This window comes from Promicromonospora sp. NPDC057488, assembly GCF_042802395.1.
GTDB lineage: Bacteria > Actinomycetota > Actinomycetes > Actinomycetales > Cellulomonadaceae > Promicromonospora.
In genome coordinates this window covers 21,244-39,758 of the sequence record NZ_JBHVEG010000044.1, presented here as the reverse complement: position 1 = coordinate 39,758, position 18,515 = coordinate 21,244, and the positions used below count along the sequence as shown (strand labels likewise).

The following is an 18,515-nucleotide window of genomic DNA, read 5'->3' as shown; positions in this document are numbered from 1 at the left end:
GGGGGTCGGCACAGCCCTGTGCCGACCTCGATGCCAACTGCCGACCCGGTAAGGGATGTGCCGACCTGGGGCCAAGTGCCGACCTGCTGACCAAGTGCCGGCCCGGGGCCAAGTGCCGACTTGGGGCCACGTCGGCGCGCGTCGTCCCCTTTGAGGCCTAAGTTTCTTCGCTTTGAGCCAGTCCAAAGCGGAGAAACTTAGGCCTCGAAGGAGAGGGTCAGCCACGACTGGGCCCAGCCAGGTCCGGGCCAGCCGACCGACCGGCCCCGCCGGGCTTCCCCGTCAGAGCTTTGTGCCTCCCCGTCAGAGCTTGGTGATGGCCGTGTACTTCAGCGCGATGCGCTTCGTGCCGTTGGTGCCGAAGTCGATCTTGACCACGGCGTTGGCCTCGACGTCCACGACCGTGCCCAGCCCGTACGAGTCGTGCGTGACGCGGTCGCCGATCTCCAGGTTCGGGATGTCCTTCTGCACGTTGAGACCGCCGAACCCGCCCTTGGCGCCCGCCTTCTTCTGCGGCGAGAACGGGTTGGCCTGCCCGCTGCCCGACGACGCCGTCGTCGTGCTGGTGCGCACGGGACCCGACCGGCCAGAGGACCAGCTCGACCCGGAGCCCGAACCCGAGCCGCGGCCGCCGGAACCGTAGCCGCCCGAGCCGTACCCGCCGCTCCAGCCGCCGCGCCCCGAGCGGATCGCCGCCGTGGACGACTCGCGGCGCCGCCAGTCCCACAGCTCCTCGGGGACCTCCTGGAGGAACCGGCTCTCGGGGAACTCGTTGGCCATGCCGAACGCCGCGCGCACGGACGACCGCGTGATGTACAGCCGCTCCCGCGCGCGGGTGATGCCCACGTAGGCGAGCCGGCGCTCCTCGGCGAGCTCCGTGTCGTCGTGCAGCGAGCGCATGTGGGGGAACGTGCCGTCCTCCATGCCCGTGAGGAAGACGACCGGGAACTCCAGGCCCTTGGCGGTGTGCAGGGTCATGAGCGTGACGACGCCCTGGTTCTCCTTGGGCGCCTCCTCCGCGGCGCCGTCGGCGACGTCCTCGTCGGGGATCTGGTCGCTGTCCGCGACCAGCGACACCCGCTCCAGGAAGTCGGCGAGCGAGCCCTCCGGGTCGGTCTCGCCGAAGTCGACGGCGACGGCGTGCAGCTCGGCCAGGTTCTCGACGCGGCCCTCGTCCTGCGGGTCCTCGCTGGCGCGCAGCTCCGCGAGGTAGCCGGTCTTGTCGAGCACGGCGCCGAGCACCACGGCGGGCGCCGCGCCGTCGTCGACCAGGCCGCGCAGCTCGCGCATCAGGTCGCGGAAGGCGAGCAGGGGCTTGAGCGAGCGGTTGGTCATGCCCGGGATCTCGTCGGCGCGCTCCAGGGCGGCGCCGAACGACGTGCGCTCGCGCTCGGCGAACGACGCCACCAGCGACTCCGCCCGGTCACCGAGCCCGCGCTTGGGCACGTTGAGGATGCGGCGCAGGTTCACGTCGTCGTCCTCGTTGGCCAGCGCGCGCAGGTAGGCGACGGCGTCCTTGACCTCGCGGCGCTCGTAGAAGCGGGTGCCGCCGACCACCTTGTAGGGCAGGCCGACGCGGACCAGCACCTCCTCCAGCGCACGCGACTGCGCGTTGGTGCGGTAGAAGATCGCGACGTCGCCGGGCCGCACGCCCTCGGCGTCGCCCAGCTTGTCGATCTCGTCGGCGACGAACCGGGCCTCCTGGTGCTCGTCGTCCGCGACGTAGCCCACGATCTTGGCCCCGGCTCCCGAGTCGGTCCACAGGCGCTTGGGCGTGCGGCCGGCGTTGCGGGAGATCACCGCGTTGGCGGCGCTCAGGATGTTCTGCGTGGAGCGGTAGTTCTGCTCCAGCAGGATCGTCGTGGCGTCCGGGTAGTCCTTCTCGAACTCCAGGATGTTGCGGATCGTGGCGCCGCGGAACGCGTAGATGGACTGGTCCGAGTCGCCCACTACGGTCAGCTCGGCCGGGTCCAGCCCGGAGTCGTCGTCCGCCCCCACCCCCGCCAGCTCCCGGACCAGGGTGTACTGCGCGTGGTTGGTGTCCTGGTACTCGTCCACCATGATGTGCCGGAACCGGCGGCGGTAGTGCTCCGCGACGTTGGGGAACGCCTGGAGCAGGTTCACCGTGGTCATGATGATGTCGTCGAAGTCCAGGGCGTTCGCCTGGGCCAGGCGCGCCTGGTAGCGGGTGTAGACGTCGGCCAGCACCTGGTCGAACTTGGGCACGGCGGTGTTGCGCTCGTCGGCCGACTGCCCGCCCCACGGCCGCCGGATGCCGCCCGACGACGCCGCGGCGGCCTCGGTCTGCGCCTCCTGCTCCGCGTACGCCATGGCCTGCCGGGCGTAGGTCTCGGGGTCGACCAGCTCGTTCTTCAGGTCGCTGATCTTGTTCGACAGCCCGCGCGCCGGGTACTTCTTGGGGTCCAGGTTGAGCTCGCGCGTGACCAGCGTGATGAGGCGCTGGCTGTCCGCGGCGTCGTAGATGCTGAAGCTCGACTTGAGCCCGAGCGTCGTGGCCTCCCGGCGCAGGATGCGCACGCACGCCGAGTGGAACGTGGACACCCACATGCGGTTCGCGGCGGGGCCCACCAGGCCCTCGACGCGCTCGCGCATCTCGGCCGCCGCCTTGTTGGTGAACGTGATCGCGAGGATCTCGCCCGCGCGCGCCCGGCCCGTGGCCAGCAGGTAGGCGATACGGTGCGTGAGCACGCGCGTCTTGCCCGAACCGGCGCCCGCCACGATGAGCAGCTGCCCGCCCTCGTGCACGACGGCGGCGCGCTGCTCGGGGTTGAGCCCGTCCAGCAGCTCGTCCGGGTTCAGGTGCGCGTAGGCCCCGCCGGCGCGCGGCGCCTCGGACTCGTGCGGCAGGCCCGCGAGCCACTCCGGCTCGGCCGGTACGGCGGCCTCGCCGGGGTCGCCGTCGCCCCCGCCGTCGTCCCACCGCGGCGCGGTGCGCGGCAGGCGCGCCCCGTCGCCCGGCGGGGCGGGGTCGAGGCCGGGCAGGGAGAGGCTGTCGAAGAGGGAAGTCATCGCCCCTAAGCCTAGGCGGGCTCACCGACACTGCCGACGGCCGGCGTGGTATCCGCCGTCACAGACCCGGGCGCCACCCGGTCGAGTGGGTGACGGTGCCGTTCGTCGGATCAGCAAGGAGTCGCCGCCATGAGGTTCGCACGCGGGTCGAACGGCCTGCCCAGAGGGCTGCGAGGCCTGCCCCGGCCCGTCGCGGCGGTGGTCGGCGGGGGCGGCGTGTACGGGGCCACGCAGGTCGGCGTCGGCTACGCGCTGGAGCAGCACGGGTTCGTGCCGGACCTGATCGTGGGCACGTCCGTGGGCGCGTTCAACGGGGCGGTGGCCGCCGCGCACCCCGGCACCGCCGCGCGGTCGCTGGCCCTGACCTGGACGGGGCTGCGCCGCCGGGAGGTCTTCCCGTTCGGCCTGCGGTCCTTCCGGGCCGGCCTGTTCGCCGACGCCGGCCTGCGCCGGCTCATCCGGCGGGCGGGCCTGCCGGCCCGGATCGAGGACCTGCCGGTCCCCTTCGTCGCGGTCGCCACGGACCTGGTGACCGGCGAGCCGGTGCTGCTGGACCACGGCGACCTGGAGTCCGCCCTGCTGGCGAGCGCCGCGATCCCCGGCGTCCTGCCCCCGGTGGAGCGGGACGGCCGGATCCTGGTCGACGGCGGCGCCGTCGCGCACGTCCCGGTGCTCGCCGCCCGGCAGGCCGGGGCCGCGAGCGTGGTGGTCGTGGTGACGGGCCGGGAGGCCCTGCCGCTGCGCACCACCGCACCGCCGCGGCGGGCCGAGGCCGTCGCCGCGCGGGCCGGGCTGCTGATGATGCACCAGCAGATCGAGCGCGACCTGCGCGAGGTGTCGCGGGAGATCCCGACCGTGGTTCTGCCCACCGGGGTGGTGGCCTGGCCCGCGCTGTGGGACTTCAGCCACTCCCGCCGGCTGATCGACGCCGCGCTGCTCTCGGCGAGCCGGTTCCTCGACGAGCTGGTCGTGACCGGCCCCGGCCTGTACCGGCGCGAGCCGGTCGCGGCGGCGCCCGGTGCCACGACCGGACCACGGACCGGACCACGGACCGGAGCCCGGACCGGGGCCCGGCGATGAGCAGCGTCGCGTTCCTGAACATCGGCATGCACGGGTACGTCAACCCGACGCTGCCGGTCGTGGCCGAGCTGGTCCGCCGCGGGCACACGGTGAGCTACCACACGACCCCGGCGTTCGCGGCGCAGGTCGAGGCCGCGGGCGCCCGGGTGCACCTGTACCCCGGCGGCGACCTGCCCCTGCCGGACCCGCCGATCCCGCTCGCGATGATGGCGGGCCTCGCGCACGCCGCCGTCGACCTGCTGCCCGCCGTGCTCACGGACCTCCGCGCCGACCCGCCGGACCTGGTGGTGCACGGCGCGGCCTGCCCGTGGGGCGCCGTCGCCGCGCGGGAGCTCGGGGTGCCCGCGGCCGCGACGTTCACGACGTTCGCGTTCAACCGGGAGGTCCCCAGCCCCGGCCGGCCCCGCGACCTCCTGGCCGCCGCCGCGGCCCATCCCGCCATCGCCCGGAGCTACGCGCGGTCCCGCTGGGCGCTGCACCGCCGCTACGCGACCGACGGGCTGCCCGTGACCGACCTGATGGACGCGCGCGAGCCGCTCAACCTGGTCTTCACGTCCCGCTCGTTCCAGCCGGGCGCCGACGCGTTCGACCCGTCCTTCCGGTTCGTCGGGGCGAGCGTCGGCTCCCGCCTGCCCGACGCCGCGTTCGCGGCCGACCGGCTCACCGGCCCAGTGCTGTACGCGTCGCTGGGCACCGTGTTCGACGCCGGCCCCCGGCTGCTGCGCACGTTCGCCACCGCGCTGGCTCCGCTGGGCGGCACCGTGGTGGTCTCCACCGGGCACACGGACCCCGCCGACCTGGGGACGCTCCCGGCCAACGTGCTCGCCCGCCGTTCGGTGCCGCAGCTCCAGGTGCTGGCGCAGGCCGCGCTCTTCGTCACCCACGGCGGCATGAACAGCGTCAACGAGGCGATGCTGGCCGGCGTGCCCACGCTCGTGGTGCCGCAGGGCGCCGACCAGCCGCTCGTGGCGCGGCGGGTGGTCGAGCTGGGCGCGGGCCTCGCGCTCGGCACCGCGGACGCGACCGCCGGGACCGTGTCCGCCCTGGCCCGGCGGCTGCTCGACGAGCCCCGCTTCCGCGCGGCGGCAGCGGTGCAGCGGGCCGCGCAGCAGGACGCCGGCGGCGCGCCGCGGGCCGCGGACGAGCTCGAGCGGTACCTCGCCCGCGCGGCGGGGGGCACGTCCACCGGCCCCGGACGGGAGGGATGAGCGTGCCGACCGCCGTCGTCGTGCTGCTGGTGCTCGCCGGGCTGTCCGAGAGCGCCGGGCGGGTGCTCCCCCTGGTGGCCCGCCGGCCCCGGCTCTCGCCCCGGTTCCTCGTCCTGCTCATGACGACGGGAACCGTGGTCGAGGGGACGGTCGTCGCCCTGTGGCCGCTGACCGCCTGGACCCTCGCAGAGCTGGTGCGCGGCCCGCTCCCCGGGCCCGCCCTGTCCTGGACGCCCGCCCTGGTCGCGCCCATGCTGCTCGCCGCGGTCCTCGCGTTCCCGCTGCTCGGCCCGGCGCTGCACCTGCTGCTCGTCGTCGGCGTCGGGGCCGGCCTGGCCGGACCGCTGGCCACCGCGTCCGGGCTGGGCTGGTGGGCCGCCGCCGCGTGCGTCGCCGGGGCCGGGCTGGGGCTCGCCGGCGCCGTCGAGGTGGTGCGGCGCGTGACCGCCCGGCTCATGGCCGGTGCCCGGGAGGTGCCGGCATGAGCGAGCTGCTCCCCCTGCTCCTGGTGCTCGCGATCGGCCCGTTCCTGCTCGCCGAGGGCCTGCTCGCCCGCTACGAGCTGATGGTCTGGACGATGGGCTGGCGAGCCCAGGCCCCGGTGCTGCCCGCGAACGTGCCCTACGCCCGGGGCGCCGAGCCGGACCGCCCGCCGGACGCCTACCTGGTCTACCTCGACGGCATCGGCAAGCGCCGGTTCACCGACACGCGCGACGGCGGCCAGCTCGTCCAGGCGATCATCAAGGACGCCCCCGAGCTGCGGGTCCTGGGCCAGGTGCAGCCCTACTCCCCGCTGGCCGACCCGCTGGTGGGCCGGCCGGTGTGGGACTGGCTCCGGCGGCACGTCGGCATCACCCTGTTCCTGCACAACGTGATGCAGATCTTCGTGGCGGCCGACCGGCGCTACCGGCCGCTGTACAACCGCGCCGTGGGCGGCCACGTCGCCGAGCAGCTCCGGCTGGCCGGGTACGAGCCCGGCAGCGGCATCCCGGTGGTGCTGCTCGGCTACAGCGGCGGCGCCCAGGTGGCGCTCGGGGCGGTCGAGGAGCTGTTCACCCAGCTGCGCGCCCCGGTCTGGCCGATCACCCTGGGCGGGTTCCACAACGGCGCCAACGACCTCACGCACGCGACCGGCGTGCACCGGCTGACGAGCTCGAACGACTGGATCGAGCGGGTCAGCACCTGGCTGTTCCCGGAGCGCTGGCGGCTGCTGCGCCGCAGCCCATGGAACCGGGCCCTCGCGGCCGGGAAGGTGAGCGTGCACCGGCTAGACCCGGTGACCCACATCGGTCCGCTGAGCTACATCAGCCCGACGGCGCGGTTCGACGACGGCCGCAGCTACCTGGACCGCACCACCGACACCGTCGTCGGGATCATCCGCCAGGAGGTCCGGGCGGCCCGGTGAAAGCACCGGATGAAATACCGCGACGGTTTACCGCGGCACCTTTTCACCCATTCATGAATGGTCGCCGGATATCAAGTGGGGAACGGGGTGATTCCCGGGTGATGTCTCGCGGGGCGGATATCACCCGCACGCCCGGGTGAATCCCCGTTCTCACCCGCTCCCCGGCTTTCTGGGTCGTGCGGTCGGGGCAACACTTTCCTCATGCATTCCGACGCCCCACATGTTCTGGTGATCATCCAGAACCTGCCGTTCCGGATCGACCGCAGGGTCAGGTCCGAGTGCCGCGCCCTGACGGACGCCGGCTACCGCGTGAGCGTCGTCTGCCCGCAGGAGAACGACGACGAGCCGGCCCGGTTCCAGGTCGACGGGACGACCGTGTACTCCTACCCGCCGCCGCCCGAGTCGCGCGGCGTCCTGGGGTACGTGCGCGAGTTCGTGGTCTGCTGGTGGCGCACGGCGCGGGCCGCGGCGCGGGTGCACCGCGACGCGCCGTTCCAGGTGATCCAGGCCTGCAACCCGCCGGACACGTACTGGCTGCTCGCGCTGCTGTGGCGGCTGCGCCGCGGGGTGCGCTTCGTCTACGACCAGCACGACCTGTGCCCCGAGGTGTACGTGGCCAAGTTCGGCCGGCGCGACCTCCTGTACAAGGCCCTGCTCCTGCTGGAGCGCGCGACGTACCGCACCGCGGACCACGTGATCTCCACGAACGGCTCCTACCGGCAGATCGCGCTGGAGCGCGGGAACGTCGACCTGAGCCGCAGCTCGGTGGTGCTGAGCACGCCCGACGCCGACCTGATGCGCCGCGGCGACCCCGAGCCGGGGGCCCGTGACCTGGGCAAGTACCTCGTCTGCTACGTGGGGATCATGGGCTCGCAGGACGGCGTCGACCGGCTGCTGGCGGCGATCGAGCACGTGGTGAAGGTACGCGGGCGCACCGACGTGCGGTTCGCGCTGCTCGGCTTCGGGGACGCCCTGGAGGAGCTGCGCGCGGACTGCACGCGCCGCGGGCTGGACCTCTGGGTGCACTTCACCGGGCGGGTGGACCACGCCGCCATCGGGCGGTGGCTGTCGAGCGCCGACCTGGGCGTCACGCCCGACCCGCCCAGCGAGTTCAACGACCGCTCCACCATGAACAAGACGCTGGAGTACATGGCGCACGAGCTGCCCGTCGTGGCGACGGACCTGACCGAGACCCGGCGCAGCGCGGGCGACGCGGCGCGGTACGTCGCCGGGAGCGACCCGGCGCCGTTCGGCGACGCGATCCTCGAGATCCTCGACGACCCGGACCGCGCCCGCGCCATGGGCCTGGCCGGCCGCGCCCGGATCGAGGGCGAGCTCGCCTGGTCCCGCCAGGCAGAGACGTACGTGCGGGTGTTCGACGGCCTGACCGGCCGCTCCCGCGCATTGTCCGAAGAGCGTGGCTGAATGCCGTTCACGGCATTCTGAGCGGCCGCGCCCGCATTCATCTTTCACCCTTGGGTGAAACCCCGCTCCGGGTGAGAAAAGGCTTGCCAGGGGTGAATTCGAAAGGCACCGGCCGGTTCGCCTCCACGCCGGGACGTACATTGATCGGAGCCAGGATGACAACACTCCAGGCCGATCCGAGCTGATACCGGAAGAAGGCAGCATGGACCAGAAAATCTTGCGGGCGGCCGTGGTGGGCGCCGGCTACTGGGGACCCAACCTGGCTCGCAACTTCGCGGCGTCCGACCGCTGGGAGCTGGCGGCGGTCTGCGACCTCGACGCGGACCGGGCGGCCCGCGTGGCCCGCGCCAACGGCCGGGTCGACGTCGAGACGTCGCTCGACGCGCTGCTGGAGCGGGACGACGTCGACGCCGTGGCCATCGCCACCCCGGCCCGGACGCACCACGCGATCGCGCTGGCGGCGCTACGAGCGGGCAAGCACGTCGTCGTCGAGAAGCCGATCGCCGACCGAGCGGCGGCCGCCGGCGAGATGGTCGCCGAGGCGCGGTCCCGCGGGCTGGTGCTGATGACCGACCACACCTACTGCTACACGCCGGCGGTCCGCAAGATCCGCGAGCTGGTGGCGGGCGGCGACCTGGGCGACATCCTCTACATCGACTCGGTGCGGATCAACCTCGGGCTGGTCCAGCCGGACGTGGACGTGTTCTGGGACCTGGCGCCGCACGACCTGTCGGTCCTCGACTTCATCCTGCCCGACGGCCTGCAGCCCGAGTCGGTGGCCGCGCACGGCGCCGACCCGATCGGCGCGGGCAAGTCCTGCGTGGGCTACCTGGTGCTGCCGCTGCCCGGCGGCGCGGTGGCCAGCGTGCACGTGAACTGGCTCAGCCCCACCAAGGTGCGGCGGATGACGATCGGCGGATCGCGCCGCACGCTCGTGTGGGACGACCTGAACCCGCAGCAGCGGATCAGCGTCTACGACCGGGGCGTGGACCTGGAGACCCAGGCGTTCGACAGCCTGGAGCGCCGGGCCGCGACCATCTCGTACCGCCTGGGCGACACCTGGTCGCCCGCCCTGGAGGAGCGCGAGGCGCTCGGCTCCATGGTGGGTGAGCTCGCCGCCGCGATCCACGGCGAGCGCCCGGCCCTGACCGACGGCGCGGCGGGCCTGCGCGTGCTCGACGTGCTGGAGGCGGCGGACCGCAGCCTCGCCGCGGGCGGCGACGTCTCCCCCGTCGGGACCGGCGCACGCACGCCGGTGCTCGCGGGCGAGCCAGCCGGGAACGGTGCGGCATGAGCGGGCTGAACGGGGCGCGCGTCCTGGTCACGGGCGGCGCGGGGTTCATCGGCAGCCATCTGGTGGACGAGCTGGTCCGCCGGGGCGCGGCGTCGGTCACCGTGGTGGACAACCTGGTCAACGGGCGGCGCGAGAACCTCGCGCACCACATCGCCGACGCCGCGGCGGACGAGGCCACCGTGCGCCTCGTCGCCGACGACATCCGCAGCGAGGCCGCGCTCGCGCTGGTCGACGACGCGGACGTCGTCTTCCACCTGGCCTGCCTGGGGGTGCGGCACAGCCTGCACGACCCGCGCGAGAACCACGAGGTCAACGCGACCGCCACGCTGGAGCTGCTCGAACGGGCGCGCGCGGCGGGCGTGCGGCGGTTCGTGCACGTCAGCTCCAGCGAGGTGTTCGGCACCGCGCAGTACGCGCCGATGAACGAGGAGCACCCCACCTGGCCGGAGACGGTCTACGGCGGGTCCAAGCTGGCCGGGGAGGCGTACGCGCGCGCCGCGTACCGCACGCACGGCATGCCGGTGGTCGTGGTCCGGCCGTTCAACACCTTCGGACCGCGGAGCCACTTCGAGGGCGACAGCGGCGAGGTGCTGCCGCGCACCATCGTGCGGGCCCTGTGCGGCCTGCCCGGGTTCGTCTACGGCGACGGCGAGCAGACGCGCGACTTCCTGCACGTCAGCGACACCGCGCGCGCCCTGGCCGAGATCGCGGAGTGCGACGCCGCGATCGGCCGCACGGTCAACGTGGGCTCGGGCGCCGAGGTGACCATCAACGAGCTCGTCGAGACGGTCGCCCGGCTCGCCGGCCGGCCCGACCTCGAGCCCGTGCGGCTGGAGGCGCGTCCCGGCGACGTGCGCCGCCTGCTGGTGGACAACACCCTGGTGCGGGAGCTGACCGGGTTCGCGCCGCGCACCGGCTTCGAGCAGGGCGTCGCCGACCTGGTCGACTGGTTCCGCACCCGGCCCGAGAGCCCGGAGGAGATGCTGAGCCGCATCGAGGACCGCAACTGGGTCGCGCCCGAGCCCGCCCCCGCGGGGGTGACCTCGTGACCGCCGTCCAGGAGGGCCTCCAGCGGGTCGACGTCATGAAGCCGTGGCTCGGCGCCGAGGAGGTCGCCGCGGTCACCGAGGTGATCGAGTCGGGCTGGGTGGCCCAGGGCCCCCGCGTCGCCGCGTTCGAGGCGGCCTTCGCGGAGGCGATGGGCGCCCGCGCCGCGGTGGCGACGTCGAGCTGCACGACGGCGCTGCACCTCGCCCTGGTCGTGGCGGGCGTCGCCGCCGGGGACGACGTCGTGGTGCCGTCCTTCTCGTTCGTCGCCACGGCGAACGCGCCCACGTACGTGGGTGCGCGCCCCGTGTTCGCCGACGTGGACGCCGCCACCGGCAACCTGACGGCCGAGACGGTGGCCGCGGCGCTCACCCCCGCGACCCGCGCGGTCATCGCGGTCGACCAGGCCGGCGTGCCGGTCGACCTGGCCGCGATCCGCGAGGTGTGCGACCCGCTGGGCATCGTGGTGATCGAGGACGCCGCCTGCGGCGCGGGCTCGACCTACCGCGACCGCCCGGTCGGGGCGGGCGCCGAGATCGCCGCGTGGTCGTTCCACCCGCGCAAGATCCTCACCACCGGCGAGGGCGGCATGATCACCACCAGCCGCCCGGAGTGGGCCACCCGCGCCCGCCGCCTGCGCGAGCACGCCATGAGCGTCTCGGCGGCGGACCGGCACGCCTCGCTCGTGTCGCCGCCGGAGGAGTACGACGAGGTCGGGTTCAACTTCCGGATGACCGACCTGCAGGCCGCCGTCGGCCTGGTGCAGCTCGGCCGCCTGCCCGCGATCGTGGCCCGGCGGCGGGAGATCGCCGCCCGCTACCGCGCGGCGCTGGCGGACGTGACCGGCCTGCGCCTGGTCGAGGACCCGGCCTACGGCACCGGCAACGTGCAGTCGCTGTGGGTGGAGGTGCTGCCGGGCTACCGGCTGGACCGGGAGGGGCTGCTCACGGCGCTGGCCTCGGCGAGCATCTCCGCGCGGCGCGGCATCATGGCCGCGCACCGGCAGCCCGCGCACGCCGCCCGGACCCACGTGCCGCTGCCCGTGACCGAGCGGCTCACGGACAGCACGCTGATCCTGCCCCTGTTCCACCAGATGTCGGACGCCGACCTCGACCGCGTGGTCCAGGTGCTCCGCGGGTACGGGGGGCAGTGACGTGGCGGCGAGCTGGGGCGGGCCGCTGCTGCTGGTCGGGGCGAGCGGGCTGGCCCGCGAGGTGCTTCCCGTGGCCGCCGAGGCCGGGCACGACGTGCTCGGCGTCCTCGACGACCGCCACGCCGACCTGCCGCCCACGATCGGCGGCGCCCCGGTGCTGGGGCCGGTGACCTCGGCCGCGGAGCACCCCGGCGCGCGCCTGCTGCTGTGCGTGGGCCCGAGCCGGACCCGCGGCGCGGTGCACGAGCGCCTGGGCGCCGGCGTCGCCTACGGGCGCGTGGTGGACCCGTCGGTGCGCAACCCGGCCGGGTGCCCGGTCGGCGAGGGGTCGATCCTGCTGGCCGGTGTGACGATCACCGCGGACGCGACCGTCGGCGCGCACGTCGTCGCCATGCCGAACGTGACGATCACGCACGACTGCGTGGTCGAGGACCTCGCGACGCTGGCCGCGGGGGTCTCCCTCGGCGGGGGCGTCCGCGTGGGCCGCGCGGCCTACCTCGGCATGAACGCGGCGGTGCACCCCGGCGTCCGGATCGGCGCGGGCGCCGTGGTGGGCATGGGCGCCGTGGTGCTGTCCGACGTGCCCGACGGCGAGACGTGGGCGGGCGTGCCGGCCCGCCGCCTCGCCCGCCAGGAGGTGGCGTCATGACGACGTTCCGCGGCCCCGTGCCCCTGCGCACCCGTCCGCTCGTCTCCGTGGTGGTGCCGCACTACAACTACGGGCAGTACCTGCCCGTGTCCGTGGGCTCCGTGCTCGCCCAGGACGGCGTGGACGTCGAGGTCATCGTGGTCGACGACACCTCGACGGACGGCAGCATCGCCGTCGCGCGCAAGATCGCCGCGTCGGACCCCCGGATCACGCTGGTCGAGCACGAGCAGAACATGCGGCACATCCGCACCTACAACGACGGGCTGGGCCGGGCGAGCGGCGACTACGTGGTGCTGCTGTCGGCCGACGACGCCCTCGCCCCGGGCGCGCTGGCCCGCGCCGTCGCCCTCATGGAGCACGACCGGGACGTCTCGCTGGTCTACGGCCGGGTGGACGACTTCAGCGGCCTGCCGCCCGCGTTCACGCCGGCGCGGACCTGGTGGACCGTGTGGGACGGCGAGGAGTGGGTGGGCCACATGGCCCGCCGCGGCCGGAACATCCCGACCAACCCCGAGGTCGTCATGCGCCGGTCCGTCTACGACGCGATCGGCGGGTACGAGGCCGCGCTGCCGCAGGCCGCGGACATGTACATGTGGCTCCAGGCCGCCGCGCGCGGCCGGATCGGCCGGGTCAACGGGCCGGTCCAGGCCTACTACCGGCAGCACGACTCGAACATGCACAACGTCCAGTTCGGCGGGAACCTCGACAACTGGCGCTCCGTGCTGGAGACGTTCGACCTGTTCTTCCGCGAGGACGGGCACCTGCTGCGCCGCCCGGACCGGCTGCGGGCCCGGGCCGACGCCGCCGTCGCACGCGAGGTGGTGCTCGCCTCGACGCTGCTGCCCGCCGGGCCCGAGGGCGCGGAGCACCGCGCGCAGCTGCTGGAGCTGGCGCGCGCGGCCGACCCCGCCGTCGTCCGCTCGCTGACCTGGCGCTGGGCCGGCCTGGCCGGCCGCGCCGCGCACCGCTCCCGCCTGGGCGTGGAGACCGTCGAGTCGCTGCGCTGGAAGGTCCGCGGCCAGCTGCTGACGAGGTTCGGCACATGAGCGCAGGCACCCTGAGCGGCCGGGTCGGCCGCGCCCTGCGCTGGAGCACCACGGGCACCGTCGTGGTGCGGCTGGGCAACCTCGGGCTCGGCATCGTCATCGCCCGCATCGTGTCGCCGGAGGAGTTCGGCCTGTACGCGATCGCCCTGACGGTGCAGAGCGTCGTGATGGCCCTGGCCGACCTGGGCCTCAGCGCCGACCTCGTGCGCAGCCCGGACTTCGAGCGGCGCACCGGCCCGGTCGCGGTGCTCGGCCTGGTCACCGGCGGCACCCTGACCCTGCTCACGGCGCTGTCCGCGCCCGCGCTCGCCTCCGCGATGGGCGGCCCCGGCGCGGCCGGGCCCATCGCGATCCTGGCCGCGACGTTCCTGCTGGCGGGCGTGGGCGTCGTGCCGTTCGCCACGCTGCAGCGACAGCTCGACCAGCGGGGGCTGTTCCGCTCCAACGCCGTCGACTTCGGCGTCGGCGCCGTGGTGACGCTCGTGCTCGCCGCCCTCGGCTACGGCCTCGTCGGGCTCGCGGTGGGCCGGGTCGCCGGACAGGCGTGCGGCGTCGCCACGCAGTTCTGGCTCACCCGGGCCCGGCTGCGGTTCTCGTGGGACCGGACCGTGGTCCGCTCCGTGCTCGCGTTCGGTCTGCCCGTCGCGGCCGCCAACCTGCTGTCCTGGGTGCTGCTGTCGGTCGACCGCGTGGTGCTCGGCAACCTGGCCGGCGCCGTGGAGCTCGGGTTCTACGTGCTGGCCGCGAACATCTCGACGTGGCCCATGACGCTCGTCGGTCAGGCGTTGCGGTCGGTCACGCTGCCCGCGTTCTCGCAGGTCCGCGAGCGCGCGCGGGCCGCGCTCGTGCCGCTGCTGGGGCCCGTCTGGTGGGCCGTCGCCGCGGCGGCCGCGATGCTCGCCGCGCTGGCCCACCCCGTCGTCGTGCTCGTCTACGGCGCGCGCTGGGAGCCGGCCGCGCAGATCCTGGTGCCGCTCGCCGTGGTGGGCGCGGTGCGTGTGGTCTCCGACGTGCTGGCCGGGTACCTGTACGCGCTGGGCCGCTCGCGCGGGGTGCTCGCGGTGCAGGTGGCGTGGCTCGTCGCGCTGGTCCCCGCCACCGTCGCGGGCGCCCGCCTGGGCGGGAGCATGGGCGTCGCCACCGCGCAGGCCGCCGTCGCCGTCGGCGTGCTGGTGCCCGCCTACCTGGTGCTGCTGCGCCGCTCCCGCGACGAGGTCGCGGCCCTCGCCCGGGCCCTCGCGGTCCCGGGCCTCGCCGCTGTGGCCGCCGTCGCCGCGGGCATGGCGGCCGCGGACCGCGTCGAGAACGCGCTGCTCGGCGGCCTGCTCGCCGGGGCCGTCACCTTCGTGCTGTACGTCGCCACCACGTTCGCGTGGGTGCGGCCGCGCTGGCGCGCCGCCCGCACGGCCCTCGACGGGCCGGAGGAGGACCAGACCCGTGAGGAGGCTCCGGCCGAGGCCGGGGCTCCGATCACCCTGCCCGTGCCCCGGCTCGACCCACCGGAGCCCGCGGTGGCGCACGCCGTCCCGGCCGCCCGACCGAGAGGAACCACCCCATGACCGAGACCCTGACCACGGCCTCCCCCGTGCCCGCGCCGGAGCCCGTGCCGTTCCTCGACCTGGGCGCGCAGACCGCCGAGGTCGAGGCCGACGTCCGCGAGCGCTGGGACGAGATCCTGCGCACCTCCGGTTTTGTGCTCGGGCCGGACGTCGAGCGGTTCGAGCGCGAGTTCGCCGCCTACTGCCGGTCGCGGCACGCCGTGGGGGTCGGCAACGGCACCGACGCGCTGGAGATCGGCCTGCGGGCGGCGGGGATCGGCCGGGGCGACGAGGTGATCGTCCCGGCGAACACGTTCTTCGCGACGGCGGAGGCGGTGCTGCGCTGCGGCGCCCTGCTGGTGCCCGCCGACGTCGACGACGACTTCCTGCTGGACCCCGAGGACGTCGCCGGGCGGCTGTCGGCGCGCACGCGCGCGGTGATCGGCGTGCACCTGTACGGGCAGATGGCGCCCGTGGCCCAGCTGCGCGACCTGGTGGGCCCCGACGTCCTGGTCGTCGAGGACGCCGCCCAGGCACAGGGCGCGAGCCGGGACGGGCTGCGCTCCGGCGGCGCGGGCGACGTGGCCGCGACCAGCTTCTACCCGGGCAAGAACCTGGGTGCGTTCGGCGACGCCGGCGCGGTCATGACGTCGTCGGACGACGTCGCCGAGCGGGCGCGCCGGCTGCGCAACCACGGCGGCGTCAACCGGTACGAGCACCTGGAGATCGGCGCGAACTCGCGGCTCGACTCCCTGCAGGCGGCCGTGCTGTCCGCGAAGCTGACCCGCCTGGACGCGTGGAACCTGCAGCGGTCCGAGGCCGCGGCCCGGTACGGGGCCCTGCTGGCCGAGGCGTTCCGGGACGTCCCGGAGGTCGTGGCGCCGCGGGAGCTGCCGGGCGCCGCGCACGTGTGGCACCTGTACGTGGTGCGGGTGCCGGACCGGCCCGCGGTGTCGGCGGCGCTGACGGCGGCCGGGATCGGGCACGGCATCCACTACCCGGCCCCGGTGCACCTGCTGCCGGCGACGGCGCACCTGGGCTTCCGGCCCGGCACCGCGCCGCGGGCCGAGGCGCACGCCGACCAGATCCTCTCGCTGCCGATGTTCCCGGGTATCACCGCGGCCCAGCAGGAGCGCGTGGTGGCCACGCTGCGCGACGCCGTCACGGGGCGGGGTCCGCGATGAGCGGCGGGCCGCTGGACCGCGCGGCCGGCGCGTGGCGCGCGTGGGTCGACCGCGACACGGTGGGCGGCGGCGCGGGCGCGCGGGTGGTCCGGACCCTCGGGTCCTGGGTCGCCTCGCCCCTGGCGCCCCGCTCGTTCCGCCGCCGCCCGGCCACGGCCCCGCAGCTGCGCCCCCGGGTCTCCGTGGTCGTGCCCTGCTACAACTACGGCCGGTTCCTGCCGCAGACGATCGGCAGCCTGGTGCGCCAGGAGGGGGTCGACGTCGAGGTGATCGTCGTGGACGACACGTCGACCGACGACAGCCTCGCCGTCGCGCGCGCCCTGGCGGCCGAGCACCCGGGCGTGACGGTGCTGGCCAACGAGCAGAACCTGGGCCAGGTCGGGTCGTTCAACCGCGGCTGGGAGCACAGCACGGGCCAGTACGTGGTGCGGCTGGACGCCGACGACATGCTGCCGCCCGGCGCGCTCGCCCGGGCCACGGCCCTGCTGGAGCAGCACCCGGAGGTGGGCCTGGTCTACGGGCACCCGCAGCACTTCGAGGACGGCACGCCGCCCGTACCGGCGCTCGGCGAGCTGTCCTGGACGGTCTGGGACGGCCGCGCGTGGCTGGCCGAGCGGTGCCGCACGGGCGTCAGCTGCATCACCTCCCCCGAGGTGGTCATGCGCTCCGACCTGCTCAAGGACGTGGGCCCGCTGGACCCGCGGCTGCGGTTCACCATGGACGTCGAGATGTGGCTGCGGCTGGCCGCCGTGGCCGACGTCGGCTACGTGGGCGGCGCCGACCAGGCGCTGCACCGCGAGCACGCGGGCAGCCTGAGCGTGAACGAGGGGTCCGGCGCGCTGCTGGACCTGCGCGCCCGCGTGGACGCCTACGACCGGCTGTTCGCCAACGTGGGCGACCGGATCGCCGGCGCCCACGGCCTGCGCGACCGGGCCCGGTCCGCGCTCGCCCAGGACGCCCTGCGGTACGCGGCGGCGGCCGCCGACCGCGCCGAGTCGCCAGCGCCGTACCTGGACCTCTCGACCGAGGTCTGGCCGGCCTCCCGGCAGTGGCGCTCGACGGCGCGCGTGGTCGCGCGGGCGGAGCGCGCCGGGCGGACGGGCCGGGCCGGGTACGGCGCCGTCGTCCGCCGGATCGCCCGCCGCGGGCGGGTCGAGCTGATGTACCTGCGCTGGGCGACGTCCGGCCTGTGACCACGCCTGTGACCGGGCCCGCGACCAAGAGGGAGAACTGCCGATGAACCGGCTGACCAAGGCCACCGCGAAGCTCCGCCGCCTGCGCCGCGTGGGCGCCCGCGGGCTGGCCCAGCGCGCCGCCGCCCGCGCCTACCGGAGCACCGACGCGGCCTCGCTCGGCTTCCAGCTCGACCCGGCGGACATCGTCGGCGACGTGCCGCACGTGCTGCCGACCCCCGACCCGGTGCTCGGCAGCCGGCCCCTGACCGTGGGCTGGGTGACGTCGCCGCCCGCCGCGGGCTCCGGCGGCCACACCACGCTGTTCCGCATGGTGGAGGGCCTGGAGGCGCGGGGTCACAAGTGCGTCGTGTTCCTCTACGACCGGCACGGCCTGGACATCGTCCAGCGCACCGCCGAGCTGCGGCAGGGCTGGCCCGGGGTGCGCGCCGAGGTGCGCGACGCCCGCGCGGGCATCAGCGGCATGGACGCGGTCGTGGCGTCGTCCTGGGAGTCCGCGCACGTGATCGTGTCCCGGGGCCTGCGCCCCGTCCACCGCCTGTACTTCATCCAGGACTACGAGCCCTACTTCTACCCGCGCGGGTCGGAGTACGAGCTGGCGGCCATGACCTACCGGTTCCCGTTCCGGCGCATCGCGCTGGGCGACATGGTGGGCGGCTGCCTCACGTCCGAGCTGGGCCAGGACAGCGACGTGGTGCCGTTCGGCTGCGACACCGACACCTACCACCTGCCCGACGTCGAGCGGCCGCGGTCCGGCGTGGTGCTGTACGCCAAGCCGGACGTCGGCCGCCGCGGCTACCTGCTGGCCCGGCTCGCCCTGGAGCGGTTCCACCGCGCGCACCCGGAGCAGGAGATCCACGTGTACGGCTCGCGCCCCGCGGACCTGACGTTCCCCGTCACGTTCCACGGCCGCCTCACGCCCGCGGAGCTGAACGACCTGTACGGGCGCGTGGTGGCGGGCCTGGCGATGTCGTTCACCAACATCTCGCTGGTCGCCGAGGAGATGCTGGCCGCCGGCGTCGTGCCCGTCGTCAACGACTCGCCGCTGGCGCGGGCCGACCTGCCCAACCCCTACGTGGGCTGGGCCGAGCCGACAGCGGCCGGCATCGCGGCACAGCTCACCGCCGCCGTCGAGCGGCCGGACGCCGGCGCGTACGCCGCCAAGGCCGCGGCCAGCGTCCTCGGCCGGTCCTGGGCGCCGGCGCAGGACGCGGTGGCCCGCATCGTGGAGGCCGAGGTCCGTGGCGCGGCGCACGGCTGAGC

Annotated in this window: 15 protein-coding genes; 14 read left to right on the top strand and 1 reads right to left on the bottom strand. The window is 74.9% G+C overall.

Going from position 1 to position 18,515, the window contains the following annotated elements; genetic code table 11:
- Positions 1-303 precede the first annotated feature (303 nt).
- Entirely contained in the window at positions 304-3,030 is a 2,727-nt protein-coding gene (locus tag ACFU5G_RS11725; protein WP_377244091.1) for a UvrD-helicase domain-containing protein, read from the bottom strand.
- Positions 3,031-3,159: 129 nt separating this feature from the next.
- Between ACFU5G_RS11725 and ACFU5G_RS11720 the strand changes: the two genes are divergently transcribed.
- The 14 genes from ACFU5G_RS11720 (at position 3,160) to ACFU5G_RS11655 (ending at position 18,513) form a co-directional block, all read left to right on the top strand.
- Positions 3,160-4,110 (top strand): patatin-like phospholipase family protein, encoded by a 951-nt coding sequence (locus ACFU5G_RS11720; protein ID WP_377244088.1) that lies wholly within the window; start codon positions 3,160-3,162, stop codon positions 4,108-4,110.
- On the top strand, positions 4,107-5,318 hold the full coding sequence (locus tag ACFU5G_RS11715; protein ID WP_377244085.1) for a macrolide family glycosyltransferase: 1,212 nt from the start codon (positions 4,107-4,109) through the stop codon (positions 5,316-5,318). The genes ACFU5G_RS11720 and ACFU5G_RS11715 overlap by 4 nt, the downstream gene beginning before the upstream one ends.
- The gene (locus ACFU5G_RS11710) at positions 5,315-5,803 is read left to right on the top strand and encodes a hypothetical protein (RefSeq protein ID WP_377244082.1); all 489 of its coding nucleotides are present in this window, start codon (positions 5,315-5,317) and stop codon (positions 5,801-5,803) included. The genes ACFU5G_RS11715 and ACFU5G_RS11710 overlap by 4 nt, the downstream gene beginning before the upstream one ends.
- Entirely contained in the window at positions 5,800-6,723 is a 924-nt protein-coding gene (locus ACFU5G_RS11705) for a hypothetical protein (protein ID WP_377244079.1), read from the top strand. The genes ACFU5G_RS11710 and ACFU5G_RS11705 overlap by 4 nt, the downstream gene beginning before the upstream one ends.
- A 201-nt stretch (positions 6,724-6,924) precedes the next feature.
- On the top strand, positions 6,925-8,148 hold the full coding sequence (locus tag ACFU5G_RS11700; RefSeq protein WP_377244076.1) for a glycosyltransferase family 4 protein: 1,224 nt from the start codon (positions 6,925-6,927) through the stop codon (positions 8,146-8,148).
- Positions 8,149-8,350: 202 nt separating this feature from the next.
- On the top strand, positions 8,351-9,442 hold the full coding sequence (locus ACFU5G_RS11695) for a Gfo/Idh/MocA family protein (protein WP_377244073.1): 1,092 nt from the start codon (positions 8,351-8,353) through the stop codon (positions 9,440-9,442).
- Positions 9,439-10,491: a dTDP-glucose 4,6-dehydratase gene (locus ACFU5G_RS11690; protein ID WP_377244070.1), complete on the top strand. Its 1,053-nt coding sequence runs from the start codon at positions 9,439-9,441 to the stop codon at positions 10,489-10,491. The genes ACFU5G_RS11695 and ACFU5G_RS11690 overlap by 4 nt, the downstream gene beginning before the upstream one ends.
- The gene (locus tag ACFU5G_RS11685) at positions 10,488-11,642 is read left to right on the top strand and encodes a DegT/DnrJ/EryC1/StrS family aminotransferase (protein ID WP_377244067.1); all 1,155 of its coding nucleotides are present in this window, start codon (positions 10,488-10,490) and stop codon (positions 11,640-11,642) included. The genes ACFU5G_RS11690 and ACFU5G_RS11685 overlap by 4 nt, the downstream gene beginning before the upstream one ends.
- A gap of 1 nt (position 11,643) precedes the next feature.
- Complete coding sequence (locus ACFU5G_RS11680; protein WP_377244064.1) at positions 11,644-12,291, top strand: NeuD/PglB/VioB family sugar acetyltransferase; 648 nt, start codon at positions 11,644-11,646, stop codon at positions 12,289-12,291.
- The gene (locus ACFU5G_RS11675; RefSeq protein WP_377244061.1) at positions 12,288-13,337 is read left to right on the top strand and encodes a glycosyltransferase family 2 protein; all 1,050 of its coding nucleotides are present in this window, start codon (positions 12,288-12,290) and stop codon (positions 13,335-13,337) included. Before ACFU5G_RS11680 ends, ACFU5G_RS11675 begins: the two co-directional genes overlap by 4 nt.
- On the top strand, positions 13,334-14,896 hold the full coding sequence (locus tag ACFU5G_RS11670; RefSeq protein WP_377244058.1) for an oligosaccharide flippase family protein: 1,563 nt from the start codon (positions 13,334-13,336) through the stop codon (positions 14,894-14,896). Before ACFU5G_RS11675 ends, ACFU5G_RS11670 begins: the two co-directional genes overlap by 4 nt.
- Complete coding sequence (locus ACFU5G_RS11665; protein WP_377244055.1) at positions 14,893-16,059, top strand: DegT/DnrJ/EryC1/StrS family aminotransferase; 1,167 nt, start codon at positions 14,893-14,895, stop codon at positions 16,057-16,059. The genes ACFU5G_RS11670 and ACFU5G_RS11665 overlap by 4 nt, the downstream gene beginning before the upstream one ends.
- Positions 16,056-17,252, top strand: coding sequence for a glycosyltransferase family 2 protein (locus tag ACFU5G_RS11660; RefSeq protein WP_377244052.1), 1,197 nt, complete (start codon positions 16,056-16,058; stop codon positions 17,250-17,252). The genes ACFU5G_RS11665 and ACFU5G_RS11660 overlap by 4 nt, the downstream gene beginning before the upstream one ends.
- A 43-nt stretch (positions 17,253-17,295) precedes the next feature.
- Complete coding sequence (locus tag ACFU5G_RS11655; RefSeq protein ID WP_377244049.1) at positions 17,296-18,513, top strand: glycosyltransferase family 1 protein; 1,218 nt, start codon at positions 17,296-17,298, stop codon at positions 18,511-18,513.
- The last annotated feature ends 2 nt before the right edge of the window (positions 18,514-18,515 follow it).

What these genes read in the sequence shown, in the direction of transcription:
- ACFU5G_RS11725 (WP_377244091.1), bottom strand. Translation starts at nt 3,030, where the DNA reads ATGACTTCCCTCTTCGACAGCCTCTCCCTGCCCGGCCTCGACCCCGCC.
- ACFU5G_RS11720 (WP_377244088.1), top strand. Translation starts at nt 3,160, where the DNA reads ATGAGGTTCGCACGCGGGTCGAACGGCCTGCCCAGAGGGCTGCGAGGC.
- ACFU5G_RS11715 (WP_377244085.1), top strand. Translation starts at nt 4,107, where the DNA reads ATGAGCAGCGTCGCGTTCCTGAACATCGGCATGCACGGGTACGTCAAC.
- ACFU5G_RS11710 (WP_377244082.1), top strand. Translation starts at nt 5,315, where the DNA reads ATGAGCGTGCCGACCGCCGTCGTCGTGCTGCTGGTGCTCGCCGGGCTG.
- ACFU5G_RS11705 (WP_377244079.1), top strand. Translation starts at nt 5,800, where the DNA reads ATGAGCGAGCTGCTCCCCCTGCTCCTGGTGCTCGCGATCGGCCCGTTC.
- ACFU5G_RS11700 (WP_377244076.1), top strand. Translation starts at nt 6,925, where the DNA reads ATGCATTCCGACGCCCCACATGTTCTGGTGATCATCCAGAACCTGCCG.
- ACFU5G_RS11695 (WP_377244073.1), top strand. Translation starts at nt 8,351, where the DNA reads ATGGACCAGAAAATCTTGCGGGCGGCCGTGGTGGGCGCCGGCTACTGG.
- ACFU5G_RS11690 (WP_377244070.1), top strand. Translation starts at nt 9,439, where the DNA reads ATGAGCGGGCTGAACGGGGCGCGCGTCCTGGTCACGGGCGGCGCGGGG.
- ACFU5G_RS11675 (WP_377244061.1), top strand. Translation starts at nt 12,288, where the DNA reads ATGACGACGTTCCGCGGCCCCGTGCCCCTGCGCACCCGTCCGCTCGTC.
- ACFU5G_RS11670 (WP_377244058.1), top strand. Translation starts at nt 13,334, where the DNA reads ATGAGCGCAGGCACCCTGAGCGGCCGGGTCGGCCGCGCCCTGCGCTGG.
- ACFU5G_RS11665 (WP_377244055.1), top strand. Translation starts at nt 14,893, where the DNA reads ATGACCGAGACCCTGACCACGGCCTCCCCCGTGCCCGCGCCGGAGCCC.
- ACFU5G_RS11660 (WP_377244052.1), top strand. Translation starts at nt 16,056, where the DNA reads ATGAGCGGCGGGCCGCTGGACCGCGCGGCCGGCGCGTGGCGCGCGTGG.
- ACFU5G_RS11655 (WP_377244049.1), top strand. Translation starts at nt 17,296, where the DNA reads ATGAACCGGCTGACCAAGGCCACCGCGAAGCTCCGCCGCCTGCGCCGC.